Source organism: Rhodococcus sp. NFXS4 (assembly GCF_058139645.1).
The window spans coordinates 4,672,683-4,688,592 of record NZ_CP192221.1 but is presented as its reverse complement, the minus strand read 5'-3'; the positions used below and the strand labels follow the sequence as shown (position 1 = coordinate 4,688,592).

General features: G+C 67.3%; 11 protein-coding genes, 1 rRNA gene and 1 other annotated feature. Of the genes, 8 read left to right on the top strand and 4 right to left on the bottom strand.

Features of this window, described 5'->3' with window-relative positions:
- Window positions 1-769, top strand: a sequence feature (23S ribosomal RNA rRNA prediction is too short).
- A 144-nt stretch (window positions 770-913) separates the two neighbouring features.
- Window positions 914-1,030: ribosomal RNA gene (gene rrf / locus J4E04_RS22150) — 5S ribosomal RNA — on the top strand.
- Window positions 1,031-1,137: 107 nt separating this feature from the next.
- On the opposite strand, the gene J4E04_RS22145 is transcribed toward rrf, so the two are convergent.
- From J4E04_RS22145 to J4E04_RS22135, 3 genes are all read right to left on the bottom strand, one after another.
- Window positions 1,138-1,662: a gluconokinase gene (locus J4E04_RS22145; protein ID WP_490149640.1), complete on the bottom strand. Its 525-nt coding sequence runs from the start codon at window positions 1,660-1,662 to the stop codon at window positions 1,138-1,140.
- 1 nt (window position 1,663) lies between these two features.
- The gene (locus J4E04_RS22140) at window positions 1,664-3,046 is read right to left on the bottom strand and encodes a GntP family permease (protein ID WP_490149639.1); all 1,383 of its coding nucleotides are present in this window, start codon (window positions 3,044-3,046) and stop codon (window positions 1,664-1,666) included.
- Between the two features lie 111 nt (window positions 3,047-3,157).
- Window positions 3,158-4,840 (bottom strand): ABC-F family ATP-binding cassette domain-containing protein, encoded by a 1,683-nt coding sequence (locus tag J4E04_RS22135; RefSeq protein ID WP_490149638.1) that lies wholly within the window; start codon window positions 4,838-4,840, stop codon window positions 3,158-3,160.
- Window positions 4,841-4,934: 94 nt separating this feature from the next.
- Between J4E04_RS22135 and J4E04_RS22130 the strand changes: the two genes are divergently transcribed.
- Window positions 4,935-5,786 (top strand): HAD family hydrolase, encoded by an 852-nt coding sequence (locus J4E04_RS22130; RefSeq protein WP_490149637.1) that lies wholly within the window; start codon window positions 4,935-4,937, stop codon window positions 5,784-5,786.
- A 9-nt stretch (window positions 5,787-5,795) separates the two neighbouring features.
- Here J4E04_RS22130 and J4E04_RS22125 read toward each other — a convergent pair whose 3' ends face one another.
- Window positions 5,796-7,886, bottom strand: coding sequence for an N-acetylmuramoyl-L-alanine amidase (locus J4E04_RS22125; RefSeq protein WP_222647499.1), 2,091 nt, complete (start codon window positions 7,884-7,886; stop codon window positions 5,796-5,798).
- 223 nt (window positions 7,887-8,109) lie between these two features.
- On the opposite strand from J4E04_RS22125, the gene glf reads away from it, so the two are divergent.
- The 6 genes from glf (at window position 8,110) to J4E04_RS22095 (ending at window position 15,890) form a co-directional block, all read left to right on the top strand.
- The gene (glf, locus tag J4E04_RS22120; protein WP_490149636.1) at window positions 8,110-9,309 is read left to right on the top strand and encodes a UDP-galactopyranose mutase; all 1,200 of its coding nucleotides are present in this window, start codon (window positions 8,110-8,112) and stop codon (window positions 9,307-9,309) included.
- Window positions 9,306-11,198 carry a glycosyltransferase gene (locus J4E04_RS22115; protein ID WP_027507271.1) on the top strand — a complete coding sequence of 631 codons (1,893 nt, stop codon included), beginning with the start codon at window positions 9,306-9,308 and terminating at the stop codon, window positions 11,196-11,198. Before glf ends, J4E04_RS22115 begins: the two co-directional genes overlap by 4 nt.
- 19 nt (window positions 11,199-11,217) lie before the next feature.
- Window positions 11,218-11,763, top strand: a complete 546-nt coding sequence (locus J4E04_RS22110) for a phosphatase PAP2 family protein (protein WP_056444193.1) — start codon at window positions 11,218-11,220, stop codon at window positions 11,761-11,763.
- Window positions 11,760-12,665, top strand: coding sequence for a decaprenyl-phosphate phosphoribosyltransferase (locus tag J4E04_RS22105; RefSeq protein WP_027507272.1), 906 nt, complete (start codon window positions 11,760-11,762; stop codon window positions 12,663-12,665). Before J4E04_RS22110 ends, J4E04_RS22105 begins: the two co-directional genes overlap by 4 nt.
- Before the next feature lie 49 nt (window positions 12,666-12,714).
- Window positions 12,715-14,535, top strand: a complete 1,821-nt coding sequence (locus J4E04_RS22100) for an arabinofuranosyltransferase AftB family protein (RefSeq protein WP_490150594.1) — start codon at window positions 12,715-12,717, stop codon at window positions 14,533-14,535.
- Between the two features lie 398 nt (window positions 14,536-14,933).
- Window positions 14,934-15,890, top strand: a complete 957-nt coding sequence (locus J4E04_RS22095) for an alpha/beta hydrolase (RefSeq protein WP_490149635.1) — start codon at window positions 14,934-14,936, stop codon at window positions 15,888-15,890.
- Window positions 15,891-15,910 lie beyond the last annotated feature (20 nt).

The window sequence follows — 15,910 nt, the reverse complement described above, 5'->3', positions numbered from 1 at the left end:
GAAGCATGCACGCCAGTGTGTGTGGAGTCGTTGTTGAAATACCACTCTGATCGTATTGGATACCTCAACCTCGGACCATGATCTGGTTCAGGGACAGTGCCTGGTGGGTAGTTTAACTGGGGCGGTTGCCTCCCAAAATGTAACGGAGGCGCCCAAAGGTTCCCTCAGCCTGGTTGGCAATCAGGTGTCGAGTGCAAGTGCACAAGGGAGCTTGACTGTGAGACTGACAAGTCGAGCAGGGACGAAAGTCGGGACTAGTGATCCGGCACCGGCAAGTGGAAGCGGTGTCGCTCAACGGATAAAAGGTACCCCGGGGATAACAGGCTGATCTTCCCCAAGAGTCCATATCGACGGGATGGTTTGGCACCTCGATGTCGGCTCGTCGCATCCTGGGGCTGGAGTAGGTCCCAAGGGTTGGGCTGTTCGCCCATTAAAGCGGCACGCGAGCTGGGTTTAGAACGTCGTGAGACAGTTCGGTCTCTATCCGCCGCGCGCGTCAGAAACTTGAGGAAGGCTGTCCCTAGTACGAGAGGACCGGGACGGACGAACCTCTGGTGTGCCAGTTGTTCCACCAGGAGCACCGCTGGTTAGCTACGTTCGGAAGGGATAACCGCTGAAAGCATCTAAGCGGGAAGCCTGTTCCAAGATGAGGTTTCTCACCCCCTCGAGGGGGTAAGGCCCCCGGCAGACCACCGGGTTGATAGGCCAGAACTGGAAGCCCAGCAATGGGTGCAGGTGACTGGTACTAATAGGCCGAGGACTTACCACAAAGAAGCTACGCGTCCACTGTGCAGTATCTGAGACAACACACGAGTTGTTCAGCAGATAACTGAAACCCGCACCACCGAACCGTCACCAGCAGCACCGGTGACAAGGAGACGTGTGTGCCTCGTGCTCTGTTGTTTCACAGAGTTTCGGTGGCCATAGCGGAGGGGAAACGCCCGGACCCATTCCGAACCCGGAAGCTAAGCCCTCCAGCGCCGATGGTACTGCACCCGACAGGGTGTGGGAGAGTAGGACACCGCCGAACAACCCTTCCCAGAAAGCCCCCCGACCACCGGTCGGGGGGCTTTCTGCATTCCCGGGTCATGCACCGCCAGAAGGTCTTTCGCCGTGCCCCCGCCGGCCGGCATGGTGCTACCGGGAGACGCCCACTGCCGTCACGGCAGCTGCGACCACCTTCTCGACGCCGTCGACATCCGGCACTCCCGCGCCGTGCTCGTCCGCCTGGAGGTCCTCCAGGGTGTCGAACTGCGACTGCAGCAGAGACGGGGGCATGAAGTGCTTCCTGCGCGACATGCGGTCGAGAAGCGTGTCGTAGTCCGCTTGCAGATGGACGAAGAACAGATCCGGGTAGCCCCCGCGCAGCCAGTCCCGGTACCGCCGCGTCAGGGCGGAACAGGCCGTCACCGACGTTCCACCCTCGCCTGCCACTCGTCCGATCTCACCTGCCACCGCGGCGAGCCACGGTCGACGGTCGTCGTCGTTCAGCGGGTGGCCTGCAGACATCTTGTCGATGTTGGCCTCGGGATGAAAAGTGTCGCCCTCGATGAAGGTGCTTCCCAGTGTCGTCGCCAGTGCGCTGCCGACGGTGGTCTTCCCGGTCCCCGACACACCCATCACGACGATGTGTCTCGGAATGCCGTCGGCGTGGTCCGTCACGTCAGAACACCACCCAGAGCAGTGAGGCGAGCGCGAAGACCGCGAGTCCCAATGTCGTTTCCATGACCGTCCAAGTCTTCAGAGTCGTCTTCTCGTCCATGCCGAAGAATCGGCTGACGAGCCAGAAACCCGAGTCGTTCACGTGCGAGAGCACGGTGGCTCCCGCAGCGATCGCGAACACGAGCAGTGCGATGTCGAAGTTACCCAACCCGAGCTCGACCACCTGAGCCGAGACCAGGCCGGCAGTGGTCGTCAGCGCGACCGTCGCGCTGCCCTGCGCGACACGGAGAGCCGCCGCGATGAGGAACGCCTGCACGATCAACGAGAACCCGAGATCCGACAGCGACTCCGTCAGAGACGCACCGATGCCGCTGGCGCGAAGAACTCCGCCGAACATTCCGCCGGCGCCCGTGATGAGGATGATCGCGCACACCGGGCCCAGGGCGTCGTCCATGAGCGACGTGGCCTTCGAGACGGAGAACCGTCCGGGTGCCAGGACCACGAGTGACAGGAGCACCGTCAGCAGCAGAGCGACGGGTGTCTGCCCCAGGAGAATGAGTGCGTCCGCCCATCCGGCGTCCTCCGAGACGATTCCGGCGGTCTGCAGCGTCGAGACACCGGTGTTCAGGCAGATGAGTATCAGCGGGAACAGGAGCAGTCCGAGGACGGCCAGGAAGCGCGGTGGCGCGACGGCAGGAGCGTCGGGGTCATCGGCGGCATCCGTGAACAGCGCTGCCGGGCTGGTGACGAACCGGCGACCCAGGCGTGTGCCGACCAGGTAGGAACCGAGGAACCACGCGATGATCGCGACCGGGAGCCCGACGACGAGAGTGACGCCGATGTCTCCGCCCATGAGGTCCGCCGCTGCCACGGGTCCCGGGTGCGGCGGCACGATCGCATGCATGGCCGCGAAGGCGCCGGCTGTCGGCAGCGCGTAGAGCAGGACGGATCCGCCGAAGCGCCGCGCCACCGAGAAGATGATCGGCAGGAAGATGACGAGACCGGCGTCGAAGAAGATCGGGAACCCGAAGATCAAGGCGGCGACGCCGAGCGCGAAGGGAGCGCGCTTCTCACCGAAGCGTGCGATGAGGGTGTCCGCGAGAACCTGGGCCCCACCGGTCTTCTCGAGGAGCCGACCGAGCATCACGCCCAGCGCGACGAGCAACGCGACGTTGCCGAGTGTCCCTCCGAAGCCCGAGAGGAGCGTGTCGGGTACGTCCGCGAGCGGGATGCCTGCGGCGACCGCCGTCACCATGCTCACCAGAACGAGCGACAGGAAGGCGTGGAGCTTCACCTTCATGATGAGGAAGAGCAGGACGGCCACGGCGATGGCCGCGACCGACAGCAGGTAGGCCGTTCCGTGTACCGGTTCCATGATGTCCACGCCGAGTCACCCTTTCGCGTGCCGAGATGTGTCCCGACACTAACGGCGCGACTCGCACGCACGGCGTTGCACGCGCCTCACCGTGTCCGAATCGTCACGTCCGGCGGGGTGTCATCGAGCGCGTGCCACGCGGCCCTCGTCCCACACCGGTTCACCCGACTCGTACACCCGACCGTCCGCCCCGAAGACGAGGAACCGGTCGAAACTCCGAGCGAACCATCGGTCGTGCGTCACCGTGACCACGGTTCCGTCGAACGCGACGATCGCGTCCTGCAGGGAGTCGGCCGACTCGAGGTCGAGGTTGTCGGTGGGTTCGTCGAGGAGAAGCATCGTGGCGCCGGACAGCTCCAACAGCAGGATCTGCAACCGTGCCTGCTGACCACCGGAGAGGTCGTCGTACCTCTGCTCCGCCTGGCGGGAGAGCCCGTAGCGGTCCAGTGCGCGGGACGCGGCCTCCCGTCCCATCCCGTCACGGTGCGAGGTCCCGCGGTGCAGTATGTCCAGCAATGTGTTGCCCTCGAGGTCGGGACGGGTGTGGGTCTGAGCGAACAGTCCCGGGCGGACCCGCGCACCGAGAGTGGCTGTGCCCGTGTGCGGTACGGGTGCCAGGTCGAGTTCGCCGACGGGAAGGTGCTCGAGGTCGGGATCGGTTCCGCCGGCAGCGAGCAGCCGCAGGAAGTGCGATTTGCCGGACCCGTTGGAGCCCAGTACGGCCACGCGGTCGCCGTACCAGATCTCCGTGTCGAAGGGCTGCATGAGTCCGGTCAACTCGAGTGACGTGCACACGAGTGCACGCTTCGCGGTCCGTCCTCCCGTGAGCCGCACAGCGACGTTCTGGCGGAGCGGCACCGCCTCGGGTGGGCCCGCCTCCTCGAACTTCGCGAGCCTCGTCCGGGCCGCCTGATAGCGCGAGGCCACACCGTCGTTGAACTTCGCCTTCTCGCGCAGCCGCAGTACGAGCGCCTGCAGTTTCACCCGCTCCTCGTCCCACCGCGCCTTCAACTCGTCGAGTCGCGCGTTCCGCCTCTCGCGTGCCTCGGTGTAGGTGGAGAAGCCGCCGCCGTGCACCCACGCCGAGGCGCCGTTGATCCCTGGCTCCAGTGTCACGATGCGAGTTGCGGCCGTGGACAACAACTCTCGGTCGTGGCTGATGAACAGTACCGACTTGTCCGACGCGGCGATGGTGCGCTCGAGCCACCGCTTGCCCGGCACGTCGAGGTAGTTGTCGGGCTCGTCGAGCAGCAGCAGCTGATCGTTGCCCGCGAACAGTGCCTCGAGCACGAGCCTCTTCTGCTCGCCGCCACTGAGCGTGGACGCGGCCCGCCATTTCGCGCGTTCGAACGAGGTGCCCATCGCAGACATGGTGACCTCGTCCCAGAACGGCTCGAGGTCGTACCCACCGATGTCGCCCCAGTCGGACAGCGCCTGTGCGTAGGCCATCTGGGTCGCTTCGTCGTCGTGCTCGATCATCGCGTTCTCGGAGTCGTCCAGTCGCCGGGCGGCCGTACGGACGGGCTCGGCGCACACGGACAGCAGGAGGTCACGCACCGTCGACTCGTCGCGCACCTGGCCGACGAACTGCCGCATCACCCCGAGCGTTCCGGAGCGCGTCACGCTCCCCTCGTCCGGCGACACGTCACCGGCGACGATGCGGGTGATGGTGGTCTTGCCGGTCCCGTTGGGTCCGATCAGTGCGGTCTTGGCGCCGTCACCGACCCGGAAGGACACGCCGTCCAGCAATTGGCGGCCGTCGGGCAGGAAGTAGTCGACGTCGGACAGTTCGAGATGGGACACAGGACGTCAGACTACGGCCGGTCGATCGCGTCCTCCACGCCATATTCGTGCGTCGCTGGAGACGTCGCGGAACCCCGTCGGGCAAACTTGACCGATGCAGCCCACACAGCGACCCGTCACTCCCGGCGAGACCGGACGGCCGCGGCTCGTCGCATCGGACGTCGACGGAACGCTCATCGACCACCACGAGCGCGTGACGGCTCGAACGAAGGCCGCGGTGCACGCCGTCGTGGCGGCCGGGGACACCTTCGTGCTGTCGACGGGTCGACCGCCGAGGTGGATCGGGCCCATCGTCGAGCAGCTGGGTCACGCGCCCATGGCCGTGTGCGCCAACGGCGCCGTGATCTACGACAGCGAGAACGACGTGGTCGTGTCGGCGCGGACGTTGAGCGTGACCAGTCTGGCCGAGCTGGCCGCTCTTGCGGAGTCCCTCATCGCCGGGTGCGGCCTCGCGGTGGAGCGGGTCGGCCGCAGCGCGCACGACGCGGCGACGCCGCAGTTCGTGAGCTCCCCCGGCTACGAGCACGCGTGGCTCAACCCCGACAACACCGAGACGTCCTCGGAGGAGGTGCTGTCCGCCCCCGCCGTGAAATTGTTGATCCGGCAGTCGTCGATGACGAGCGGGGACATGGCGGCCGCGCTGACGTCCCATGTGGAGCACCTCGCCGACGTGACCTTCTCGACCGACAACGGGCTGATCGAACTGAGTCCGCCCGGAGTGTCGAAGGCGTCGGGACTGCTGGAGATCGCGCGCACACTCGGCATCGACGCGTCCGAGATGATCGCCTTCGGAGACATGCCGAACGACGTGCCGATGCTGACGATGGTCGGCCACGGCGTCGCGATGGGCAATGCGCACCCTGCTGCGATCGCCGCGGCCGACGAGGTCACCACGAGCAACGCGGACGACGGCGTCGCCCGCGTGCTCGAACGGTGGTGGAGCTAGAGAGAACGATCAGCCGACGGGCGCTGCCTCGGGAGCCGGGGCAGCCTCGGGGGCCGGTGCGGGAGCGTCCACCGGCGCGCCGGCGTTCATCTCCGCGGTGTACGTGTCGGTGAAGGTCTTCACGACCGTCGTCACGATCCCCGTGATCTCGTCGAACGAGAGCGACCCGTTCTCGAAGTCGGACTGCCAACCGTTCGGGATGCGGTACTCGTCGGACGTCGGGAGTCCGAGAGATCCGGACTCCGAGCCCATGGCGACGAACTGCTTGAAGATCTGGCCGAGCACCGAGACCACCTGGCCGGTGGGCGTCGTGTAGATCGATCCGTTGGCGAAGTCCGCACGGGTCTGTCCCTCGGGTGCGGGGAGCAGTCCGGTCAGGGCGGCGCCGAGTCGACCCGACTCACCGCCCTCGGCGACCCACTTCTGCACGATCGGGTTCTGGACGCCCATCGCGAGGAGTTCGGACACGAGCCCGGTCAGCGTGTTGCCGGGTGCCGGTGACGACGCGTCGACACTCGGGGGAGCGGCGACGGGCGGCGCCACCAGGCCCTCGTCGGTCGAGGTCCCGGTACCGGGCTCCGCCGGTGTCGGGGTGCCGGTCCCGTTCAGGTTGGCTGCCGCGATGGACCGGATGTCGTCCATACGTGCGTACGCGGCGTCGCCCGGGCACTCGGTGTTGCCGACGTCGCGGTGCGCGAAGATCACCGGGAGATCGATCGAGCGGCCCTGCTGGACGAACGTGTACTGCGTGCCCTCGGACGTCATCGTGGTGGTCCCCTTCGGGTCCAGGCCGGCCTTGCCGAGACGCCACCCGAGGAACTTGCCGGCAGCGTCGAGCGACTCCTGCGTCGGCTGTTCCGAGCTGTAGTCGCCCATCAGCGCGATGCCCATGGTGTTCTCGTTGAAGCCGCCCGCGTGCGCGCCCTCGACGTTGCGATCGAGGCCACCTGCGCGGCCCTCGAACACCTGGCCGTATTTGTCCACCAGCACGTTGTAACCGATGTCGCACCAGCCGAGGGTCTGCGCGTGGTACGCGTAGATCGCCCGGACGATGCCCGCGGACTCGTCCTTGCTGTAGTTGTTGCTGCCCGCGGTGTGGTGCACCGTGGCGCCGCCGAGAGAGTCGTCGTACGTGGGCGAACCGCAGCGCTTCGACTCGTCCGCTCCCCACTGGGCGCGGGTGATCACGGCGGGGCCGGAGCCGTCGACGGGGGTCGCGATGTCACTCAGCGTGCTGTCGGCCGCCGAGGTGCCGGGCGTGATGAGCACGGCGGTCGCGTCCGCGAGGGCGTTCGCGATCGGCTGGGCCCGTAGCGGGCGGGACGACGACGCCGGGACGTAGCCGAGCTCGGGTGCCGGCGCGACGGGATCGGCCGCGTCGGGAGCGGGAGCCGCCTCGGGTGCCGGTGCCGCCTCGGGAGCGGGTGCCGGCGGCTCGACCGGGAAGGCCGGGTCGGCGGGGTTCAGCACGGCGCCGGCCGGGACGGTGGGGCTCAGCAGGAACTGGACGCGCTTGGTCAGGCCCACGTAGATGGGCTCCGTGCCGTTGGCGACGGCGGGCACGTCCGAATCGGTGCGACCGGTGTCGATGGACTGCGTCTCGTTCCACGGACCCCAGGAACCGTCGTCGAGCTGGGCACGCACACGGGCCACCGCAGAGCCGAGCTGGTCGGCCGTCAGCGCGACCATGCTGAAGGGGGTGTCCTGGGACACCTCCTTGACCACGGCGCCGTCCTGCGAGCCGTCCACCTCGGACGGCGCGGGGGCAGCCGGATCGGTGGGCGACGCGGCGGGCACCTCGGGAACCGTGAGTCCGGGGATGGACGGGATCTCGAAAGAGTCGGGCAGCGACAGATCGCGCAGCGACCCCAGGTCGATGTCCGGCAGATCCAGCCCGGTGAGTTCCTTCACGGGGATGACGATGTCGGGTGCGTTCGCGAGCGCCAGCTTGGCGATCTGCGTGGGAACGACGGTGGTCGTGTCGTTGGCCGCGCGCACTCCGGTGGTGCTGTCCCCGACGGCGTAGACCACGACAGGACTCGTGACCGCGAGTGCGGCGACGACACCCAGAATCAGTGACGGCTTCGGTCGACGGTGCAAGACGATTTCTCCCCTGGTAGACGTTGCCCCGCGATCACCGTCACATGTGACGGATGTGACTCATGTGATAGATGATGCGCAACAAGCGCCACACTAACCACAGAAACACCAACCATCAACCTCAAGTAGAGGGTTCGGCCAGGTGTTCGAACGATTCGCCCGTCGGGAGGGTCGACGTGCGGGTTGCGGGACGACTACACAGCGTCGGATACCCTGGTCACCCGTGACTGATACTTCGCGAGGACGGTACGACCTGATCGTCGTGGGGTCCGGTTTCTACGGCCTCACGATCGCCGAGCGGAGTGCCGCGGAACTGGGAAAACGAGTGCTCGTGCTCGACCGGCGCTCCCACATCGGAGGCAATGCCTACTCCGAACCCGAGCCCGGTACCGGCATCGAGATCCACAAGTACGGCGCCCACCTCTTCCACACGTCGAACGAGAAGGTGTGGGAGTACGTCACTCGCTTCACCGAGTTCACGGGCTACCAGCACCGCGTGTTCGCCCTGCACAAGGGCCAGGCGTACCAGTTCCCGATGGGCCTGGGCCTGGTGTCCCAGTTCTTCGGCCGCTGCTTCACTCCCGCCGAGGCGCGCGCGCTCATCGAGGAGCAGTCCAGCGAGATCTCGGTCGAGGATGCCGCGAATCTCGAGGAGAAGGCCATCGCGCTGATCGGCCGCCCGCTGTACGAGGCGTTCGTCCGCGACTACACCGCCAAGCAGTGGCAGACCGATCCCAAGGATCTGCCCGCGGGCAACATCGCGCGGCTCCCGGTCCGCTACACCTTCGACAACCGCTACTTCAACGACACCCACGAGGGTCTGCCCGTCGACGGCTACACCGCGTGGCTCGAGAACATGGCGAAGAGCGACCTCATCGAGGTCCGGCTGGACACGGACTGGTTCGACGTCCGTGACGAACTCCGGGCCGAGAGCCCGGACGCGCCGATCGTCTACACGGGACCGCTGGACCGGTACTTCGACTACTCCGAGGGCGAACTGGGTTGGCGCACACTCGACTTCGAGACCGAGGTGCTCGACACCGGTGACTTCCAGGGCACCCCGGTGATGAACTACAACGATGCGGACGTGCCCTACACGCGCATCCACGAGTTCCGGCACTTCCATCCCGAGCGCGACTACCCCGCGGACAAGACGGTCATCATGCGCGAGTACTCCCGGTTCGCGGAGTCGGGAGACGAGCCGTACTACCCCATCAACACTCCCGACGACCGCGCGAAGCTGGCGGCCTACCGGGCCCGCGCCAAGCAGGAGACGGCCGAGAACTCCGTCCTGTTCGGCGGCCGACTGGGCACCTACCAGTACCTCGACATGCACATGGCCATCGCCAGTGCGCTCACCACGTTCGAGAACACGTTGCGCCCCCACCTCGAATCCGGTGCTCCACTGGGTGATTCGGCGTGAGCGAGGACCAGTTGCTGGGGCGGTCGCTGCTCCAACGCATTCTGCTCCCGCGCGCCGGTGAGCCGCTCGACGTCCGCACCCTGTACACGGACGAGGCCCGCACCAACCCGCGCCGCGCGCATTCGCTCTCTCGCACCTCGGTGTCCATCGGATCCGAGTCGGAGGTCTCCTTCGGCACGTACTTCAACGCGTTCCCGGCGAGCTACTGGCGACGGTGGAGCACGCTGGATTCCGTCGTCCTGCGGGTCGAGCTGATCGGCCACTGCCGCGTCGACGTCTACCGCTCGAAGGCGGACGGGTCCCGGATCCACGTCCAGGGCGGCGACACCGACGACGCGACGACGGTCGACGGCGACGTCACGACTCTCGAGTTCGTCGTCGAGCTCGGTCCCTTCGAGGACGGCGGATGGATCTGGTTCGACGTCACCACGGACACCGACGTCGAGGTGCGGTCCGCCGGGTGGTTCGCACCCGTCGACGCGCCCGGACGCGCGTCCGTGGCCATCGGCATCCCCACGTTCAACCGGCCGACGGACTGCGTGAAGGCGCTGACGGCGATCGCGTCCGATCCACTGGTCATGGCCGTCGTCGACGCCGTCATCGTGCCCGACCAGGGCACCCGCAAGGTGCGCGACGAGCCCGGATTCGACGACGCCGCGGCCGCGTTCGGCGATCTCCTCAGCATCCACGACCAGGCCAACCTCGGTGGATCCGGCGGATACAGCCGGATCATGTACGAGGCGCTCGAGAACACCGACGCCGAGCACATCCTCTTCATGGACGACGACATCGAGATCGAGCCCGACTCGATCCTGCGGGCGCTCGCCATGGCCCGCTTCGCGAAGGTGCCGACACTCGTCGGTGGCCAGATGCTCAACCTGCAGGCACGAAGTCACCTGCACGTGATGGGCGAGAAGATCGACACCGGCATCTTCATGTGGGGTGGCGCCCAGAACGTCGAGTACGACCACGACTTCGCCGAGAAGCCGCTCCGCGAGTCGACACTGCTGCACCGCCGGATCGACGTCGACTACAACGGCTGGTGGATGTGCCTCATCCCGCGGGTGGTCGCCGAGACGATCGGTCAGCCGCTGCCGCTGTTCATCAAGTGGGACGACGCCGAGTACGGACTGCGAGCCCGCGAGGCCGGGTTCCCCACGGTGACTCTGCCGGGGGCCGCGATCTGGCACATGGCGTGGAGCGACAAGGACGACGCCATCGACTGGCAGGCGTACTTCCACCTGCGCAACCGCCTCGTGGTGGCGGCGTTGCACTCCCCGGGTTCCGCCCGCGGCCTCGTGGTGAACACCGTCAAGGCCACGATGAAGCATCTGCTGTGCCTCGAGTACTCCACGGTCGCGATCCAGAACATGGCGATCCGCGACTTCCTCGCCGGCCCCGAGCACATCATGGACATCCTGCCGACGGCGCTCGCCGAGGTGCACCGGGTACGCAGGCAGTACCCCGACGCCGTGGTCGTCCCGTCGTCGACGTTGCTCCCGCCGGCCAGCGGCGCGGACGTTCCCGCCGTCGCCGAGCCGGTCGGCGCCGTGGCCAAGGTGTCCCGGCTGGCGAAGGGCCTGATCCACAACGCCCGAGGTGCGCAGCGGCAGCACCACGACCGTCCCCAGCTCAACGTGCCCACGCTCGATGCGCGCTGGTACCTGCTCTCGCAGGTCGACGGTGTCACCGTCACCACCGCCGACGGACGCGGCGTCGTGTACCGCAAGCGGGATCCGAAGATCGCCTCCGCGCTGCTCGGAGAGGCGCTCTCGCTGCGCCGCGAGTTGGCGTCGCGCTTCCCCGAGCTGTCCGACCGGTACCGTCGCGCCGTGCCCGAACTCACCAGCAAGGAGCGTTGGGAACGTGTCTTCTCCTATCCGAACTGACAACCTGGTTCGAACCGACCTGCGGGTCCTCACCGCGGTGCAGGGCAGCGTCGGGTCACTGCCGGGCGCCGTGCGTGTCGCTCGGGGGATGTCGCACTTCGGTGAGCACGCCCTCGGGTGGATCGCCATCGGCGGTATCGGTGCCGTGGTCGACTCGGCGCGGCGCGAGCAGTGGGCGTCGGTCGCGGTCGGTGCCGTCGGTGCGCACGCGGCGTCGATCGTCGTCAAGCGCATCTCGCGGCGTCGGCGCCCGACCCATCCGTCCGTGCGCGTCGGCGTCTCCACGCCCAGCCGGTTCAGCTTCCCGTCGTCGCACGCGACGTCCACCACGGCCGCGGCGCTGCTGATCGGCCGCGCGAGCGGTCTGCCCGTGGCACCGGTGCTGGTGCCCGCGATGCTGGTGTCGCGCCTGGTGCTCGGTGTTCACTACCCTTCCGACGTACTCGTGGGCTCCGCGCTCGGCGCGCTGTCCGCGGCGGCGACGGTGCGAGCCGAGAAGAACGCGGCGGTCCGATTCGGCCTGACCGGCGGAGACGCAGCGGCCACGACAGCAGGAGCAGCATGAGCGAGGAACCCGCCGTCGTCGGCGCGCCCCCGAAGAACCTGGCCACGGGCATCGTCAAGGCGGTGCGCCCGCGCCAGTGGGTCAAGAACGTGCTGGTCCTGGCGGCGCCCCTGGCTGCCGGCTCGGTCACCGAGAGCTCGGTGCTCCTGCCGGTCGCGCTCGCGTTCCTCGTCTTCTGCATGGCCGCGTCGGGCATCTATCTGGTCAACGACGCGATGGACGTCGAGGCGGACCGGGCGCACCCCACCAAGCGATTCCGTCCCATCGCGGCGGGTGTCCTCCCGGTCAACCTGGCCTTCGCGATGGCGGTGGTGCTGCTCGGCGGCGCGATCGGGCTCTCGTTCCTGGCCAACTGGAACCTCGCCGTGGTCATGGGCGTCTACATCGCGGTCCAGCTCGCGTACTGCTTCGGCCTGAAGCACCAGGCGGTGCTCGACATCTGCATCGTCTCGTCCGGCTTCCTGCTGCGCGCGATCGCGGGCGGCGTGGCGGCCGACATCCCGCTGTCGCAGTGGTTCCTGCTGATCATGGCCTTCGGATCGCTGTTCATGGCAGCCGGCAAGCGGTACGCCGAACTGCAGCTCGCCGAACGCACCGGCGCCAAGATCCGCAAGTCGCTGGAGAACTACACCACCACCTACCTGCGGTTCGTGTGGACGCTCAGCGCCACGGCCGTCGTCATCTGCTACGGACTGTGGGCCTTCGACCAGGACGCGAAGAACGGCAGTTCCCTCTTCGCCATCTCGATGGTTCCCTTCACTGTCGCTATCCTGCGGTACGCAGTGGACGTGGACGGTGGCGAAGCGGGCGAGCCCGAGGAGATCGCACTCGGGGACCGGGTGCTCCAGATGCTCGCCATCGTGTGGATCGGAGTGGTGGGTGTCGCTGTCTACCTCGCATGAGGAACTGACAGAACGTACCGGCGACGAGCAGTCGCGGGCCGAGGACCGGGTGGGAACGCCCGGGTGGGCCCGAGCGACCGGCGTCGCCGGTATCGCCGTGGTCGCGGTGCTGACCTTCTGGGGCGCCTGGGACCGCCGTTGGATCGCGGACGACGGACTGATCGTGCTGCGCACGGTCCGCAACCTCCTGGCCGGCAACGGGCCGGTGTTCAACGCGGGCGAGCGCGTCGAGACCAACACGAGCGCCGCCTGGACCTATGTCGTGTACGCCTTCTCGTGGCTCAGCGGTGTCCGCCTCGAGTACGTGGTGCTGACCATCGCCCTCGTGCTGACGACGGCGGCCGTCACGGTCGCGATGATCGGCACGGCACGCCTGTACGCCGGGCGCGCGGTGCTCGCGCTCCCCGCAGGAGCGCTCGTCTACATCGCCGTACCGCCGGCACGCGACTTCGCGACGTCCGGCCTCGAGTCGTGCCTGGTCATCTTCTGGATCGCGGTCCTGTGGTGGCTGATGCTCCGGTGGGCGGACCGGCGGGTGGAGAACCCGTCGACGGCACTCGTGCTCGTCATCGCGTTCTGGGGCGGACTGTCGCCCCTCGTCCGCCCGGAACTCGTCATCGTCGGCGGCCTCGCGCTCCTCATGCTCGTCGTCGCGACGTCGGGATGGATCCGCCGCGGAGCCGTCGTCGTGGTCGCCGGTCTGCTCCCGGTGGGCTACCAGATCTGGCGCATGGGCTACTACGCGCTGCCGTACCCGAACACCGCGGTGTCGAAGGACGCCGGCGGCGCCAAGTGGGCGCAGGGTTCGACGTATCTGTGGAACCTCGTGGGGCCCTACGCCCTGTGGGTGCCCGCGGTGCTGGTCGTCGTGGCCGCGGCACTGGCCGCCACCCGGATCAGGCCCGGTGCGGCTCGCCGTGGCGAGGCGCCGCGCGGTCTCGCCGGACTGGTCTCCCGGATCCGGACGCCGAGCGCCGTGGTGATCTTCGCCCTCGTGTCGGGTCTGATCTCCACGGTGTACGCGGTGCGAGTTGGCGGCGACTTCATGCACGGCCGCACTCTGCTCCCCGCGCTGTTCCTGCTGCTGCTCCCGGTCGCCGTGGTGCCGATCCCGCTGCGGCGCGGGATCGTGGTGCTGGTGTCGTGCGTCGCGCTGTGGCTCGGCGTGGTCGTCTGGGCGATCTTCGCGGCCACCACCACCGGCATGCCGCAGGGCACGACGGTCGGGCGTAGCGGCATCGTCGACGAGCGGGCCTTCTACTCCGAGAACACCGGCCACCGCCATCCGATCCTGGCCAGCGACTACCTGGACTACCCGCGCATGCGGGCAATGGTGCAGACCATCGAGAACACGCCGGACGGCGGTCTGTTGCTGCCGTCCGCGCAGTTCACCTACTGGGACGTGGTGCCGCCGCCCCTGCCGATTCCCGAGGGCGGCGACGAGCACGTCGTCTACTTCCTCAACTTGGGAATGACCAGCATGAATGTGGGGCTCGACGTCCGGGTGCTGGATCAGATGGGCCTGGCGTATCCGTTGGCGGCGCACACGGAACGGCTCGACAACGGCCGCATCGGACACGACAAGAACCTGTACACGGACTGGGTGGTCGCGGACACCGGAATGGTGGACGTGCATCCCTTCCTGCCGTTCTATCTGGACGAGGAATGGGTGGAGCAGGCGCAGGTCGCGTTGACCTGTCCGGAGACGCAGGAACTGCTGACGTCCTACCGTTCGGAGCTCACGCGGGCCCGATTCGTGCAGAACTTCAAGCACTCGTTGGATCTCGCGGGGTACCGATTCGACCGGGTGCCGAAGTACGAAATACAACGGTGTAATTTGGAGATGCCCCCGGAGCGGCCCGCATCGTGACGATGTGCCGCAAGTGAGATCCGCGTCACAGTGAGATCACCGGGTCATGGCGTTTCGGTGTCGTGAGTATTCCGATTTCGACGTCCCGGCTGGATTCCGGCATCTCGTTTGTGTAACGCTGTCTCCGTCGGCGGAGATATGTGTAGATGATGTGCGTCGACGTGCAGGATCGCCCGCGGGGCAATCGTGCGCGGAAGACGAGACCGATGGTTCAGGTTCCGAGGTCTTCCTCGGAGCGTGACCGGATATCGATCGACGAAGCGGTGCGGCCGTCCGGCTGCACGGAACTGTGAGAGGCCGAATGTATGCGTGACGGGTCCGTTACCGATGTCGCTGGTGACGACAGCGCTCTGCCGCGTAAGGCTTCACGCCTGCGCACCCCCCGAGTGGGCCGACGTATGCGTCAGGCCCTCGTCTCCGTCGTGATGGCCGCCGCCATCCCCCTCGGCCTCGCGGTCGTGGGCACCGGAGCCACCGCCAACGCCGAGATCCGTGCCGGATTCGACGTCTGGTCCGACTCGTCCATGGGTCCGATCAAGAGTCGCGTCTGGCGCGCCGCCGACGGCAACACGTCGAAGGTCGTGTACCTCCTCGATGGTCTCCGCGCGACGCCGGACATCAGCGGCTGGGAGCACGAGACCAATGCGGGCTCGTTCCTCTCGGACAACAACATCAACGTCGTCCAGCCGGTCGGCGGTGAGTCCAGCTTCTACACCGACTGGTACGCACCGTCGAACTTCAACGGCCAGCAGATCACGTACAAGTGGGAGACGTTCCTGACGCAGGACCTCCCCAACCGTCTCGCAGCGGGTGACCTCGGCTTCTCGCGTCAGAACAACGGCATCGTCGGTCTGTCGATGGGCGGCAGCGCTGCGCTGACGCTCGCCGCGTACCACCCGAACCAGTTCAGCTACGCCGGCTCGCTGTCCGGCTACCTGAACATCTCGGCGCCCGGCATGCGTGAGGCCATCCGCGTCGCGATGCTCGACGCCGGTCGCTACAACGTCGACAGCATGTGGGGACCGCCCTGGAACCCGGCGTGGCTGCGCAACGACCCGTTCGTCTTCGCGCCGCGTCTGCGTGACAACGGCACGCGGGTCTGGGTCTCGGCCGCCAGCGGTCTCCCGGGCAACTACGACCGCCCGGGCTCGCTGCTCGACTACTACAACACCGCCAACGGCATGGGTCTCGAGGCTCTGGCGCTCGCCAACAGCCGCGCGTTCCAGGTCCGCATGGCCTCGATCGGCGCCAGCAACGTCACCTACAGCTTCCCCGCGCAGGGAACGCACCGGTGGGGTTACTGGTTCGATCAGATCGTGCAGATGATGCCCGACCTGAAGGCCAACATCGGCTGAGTCAGCTCGGTAGTCGACAG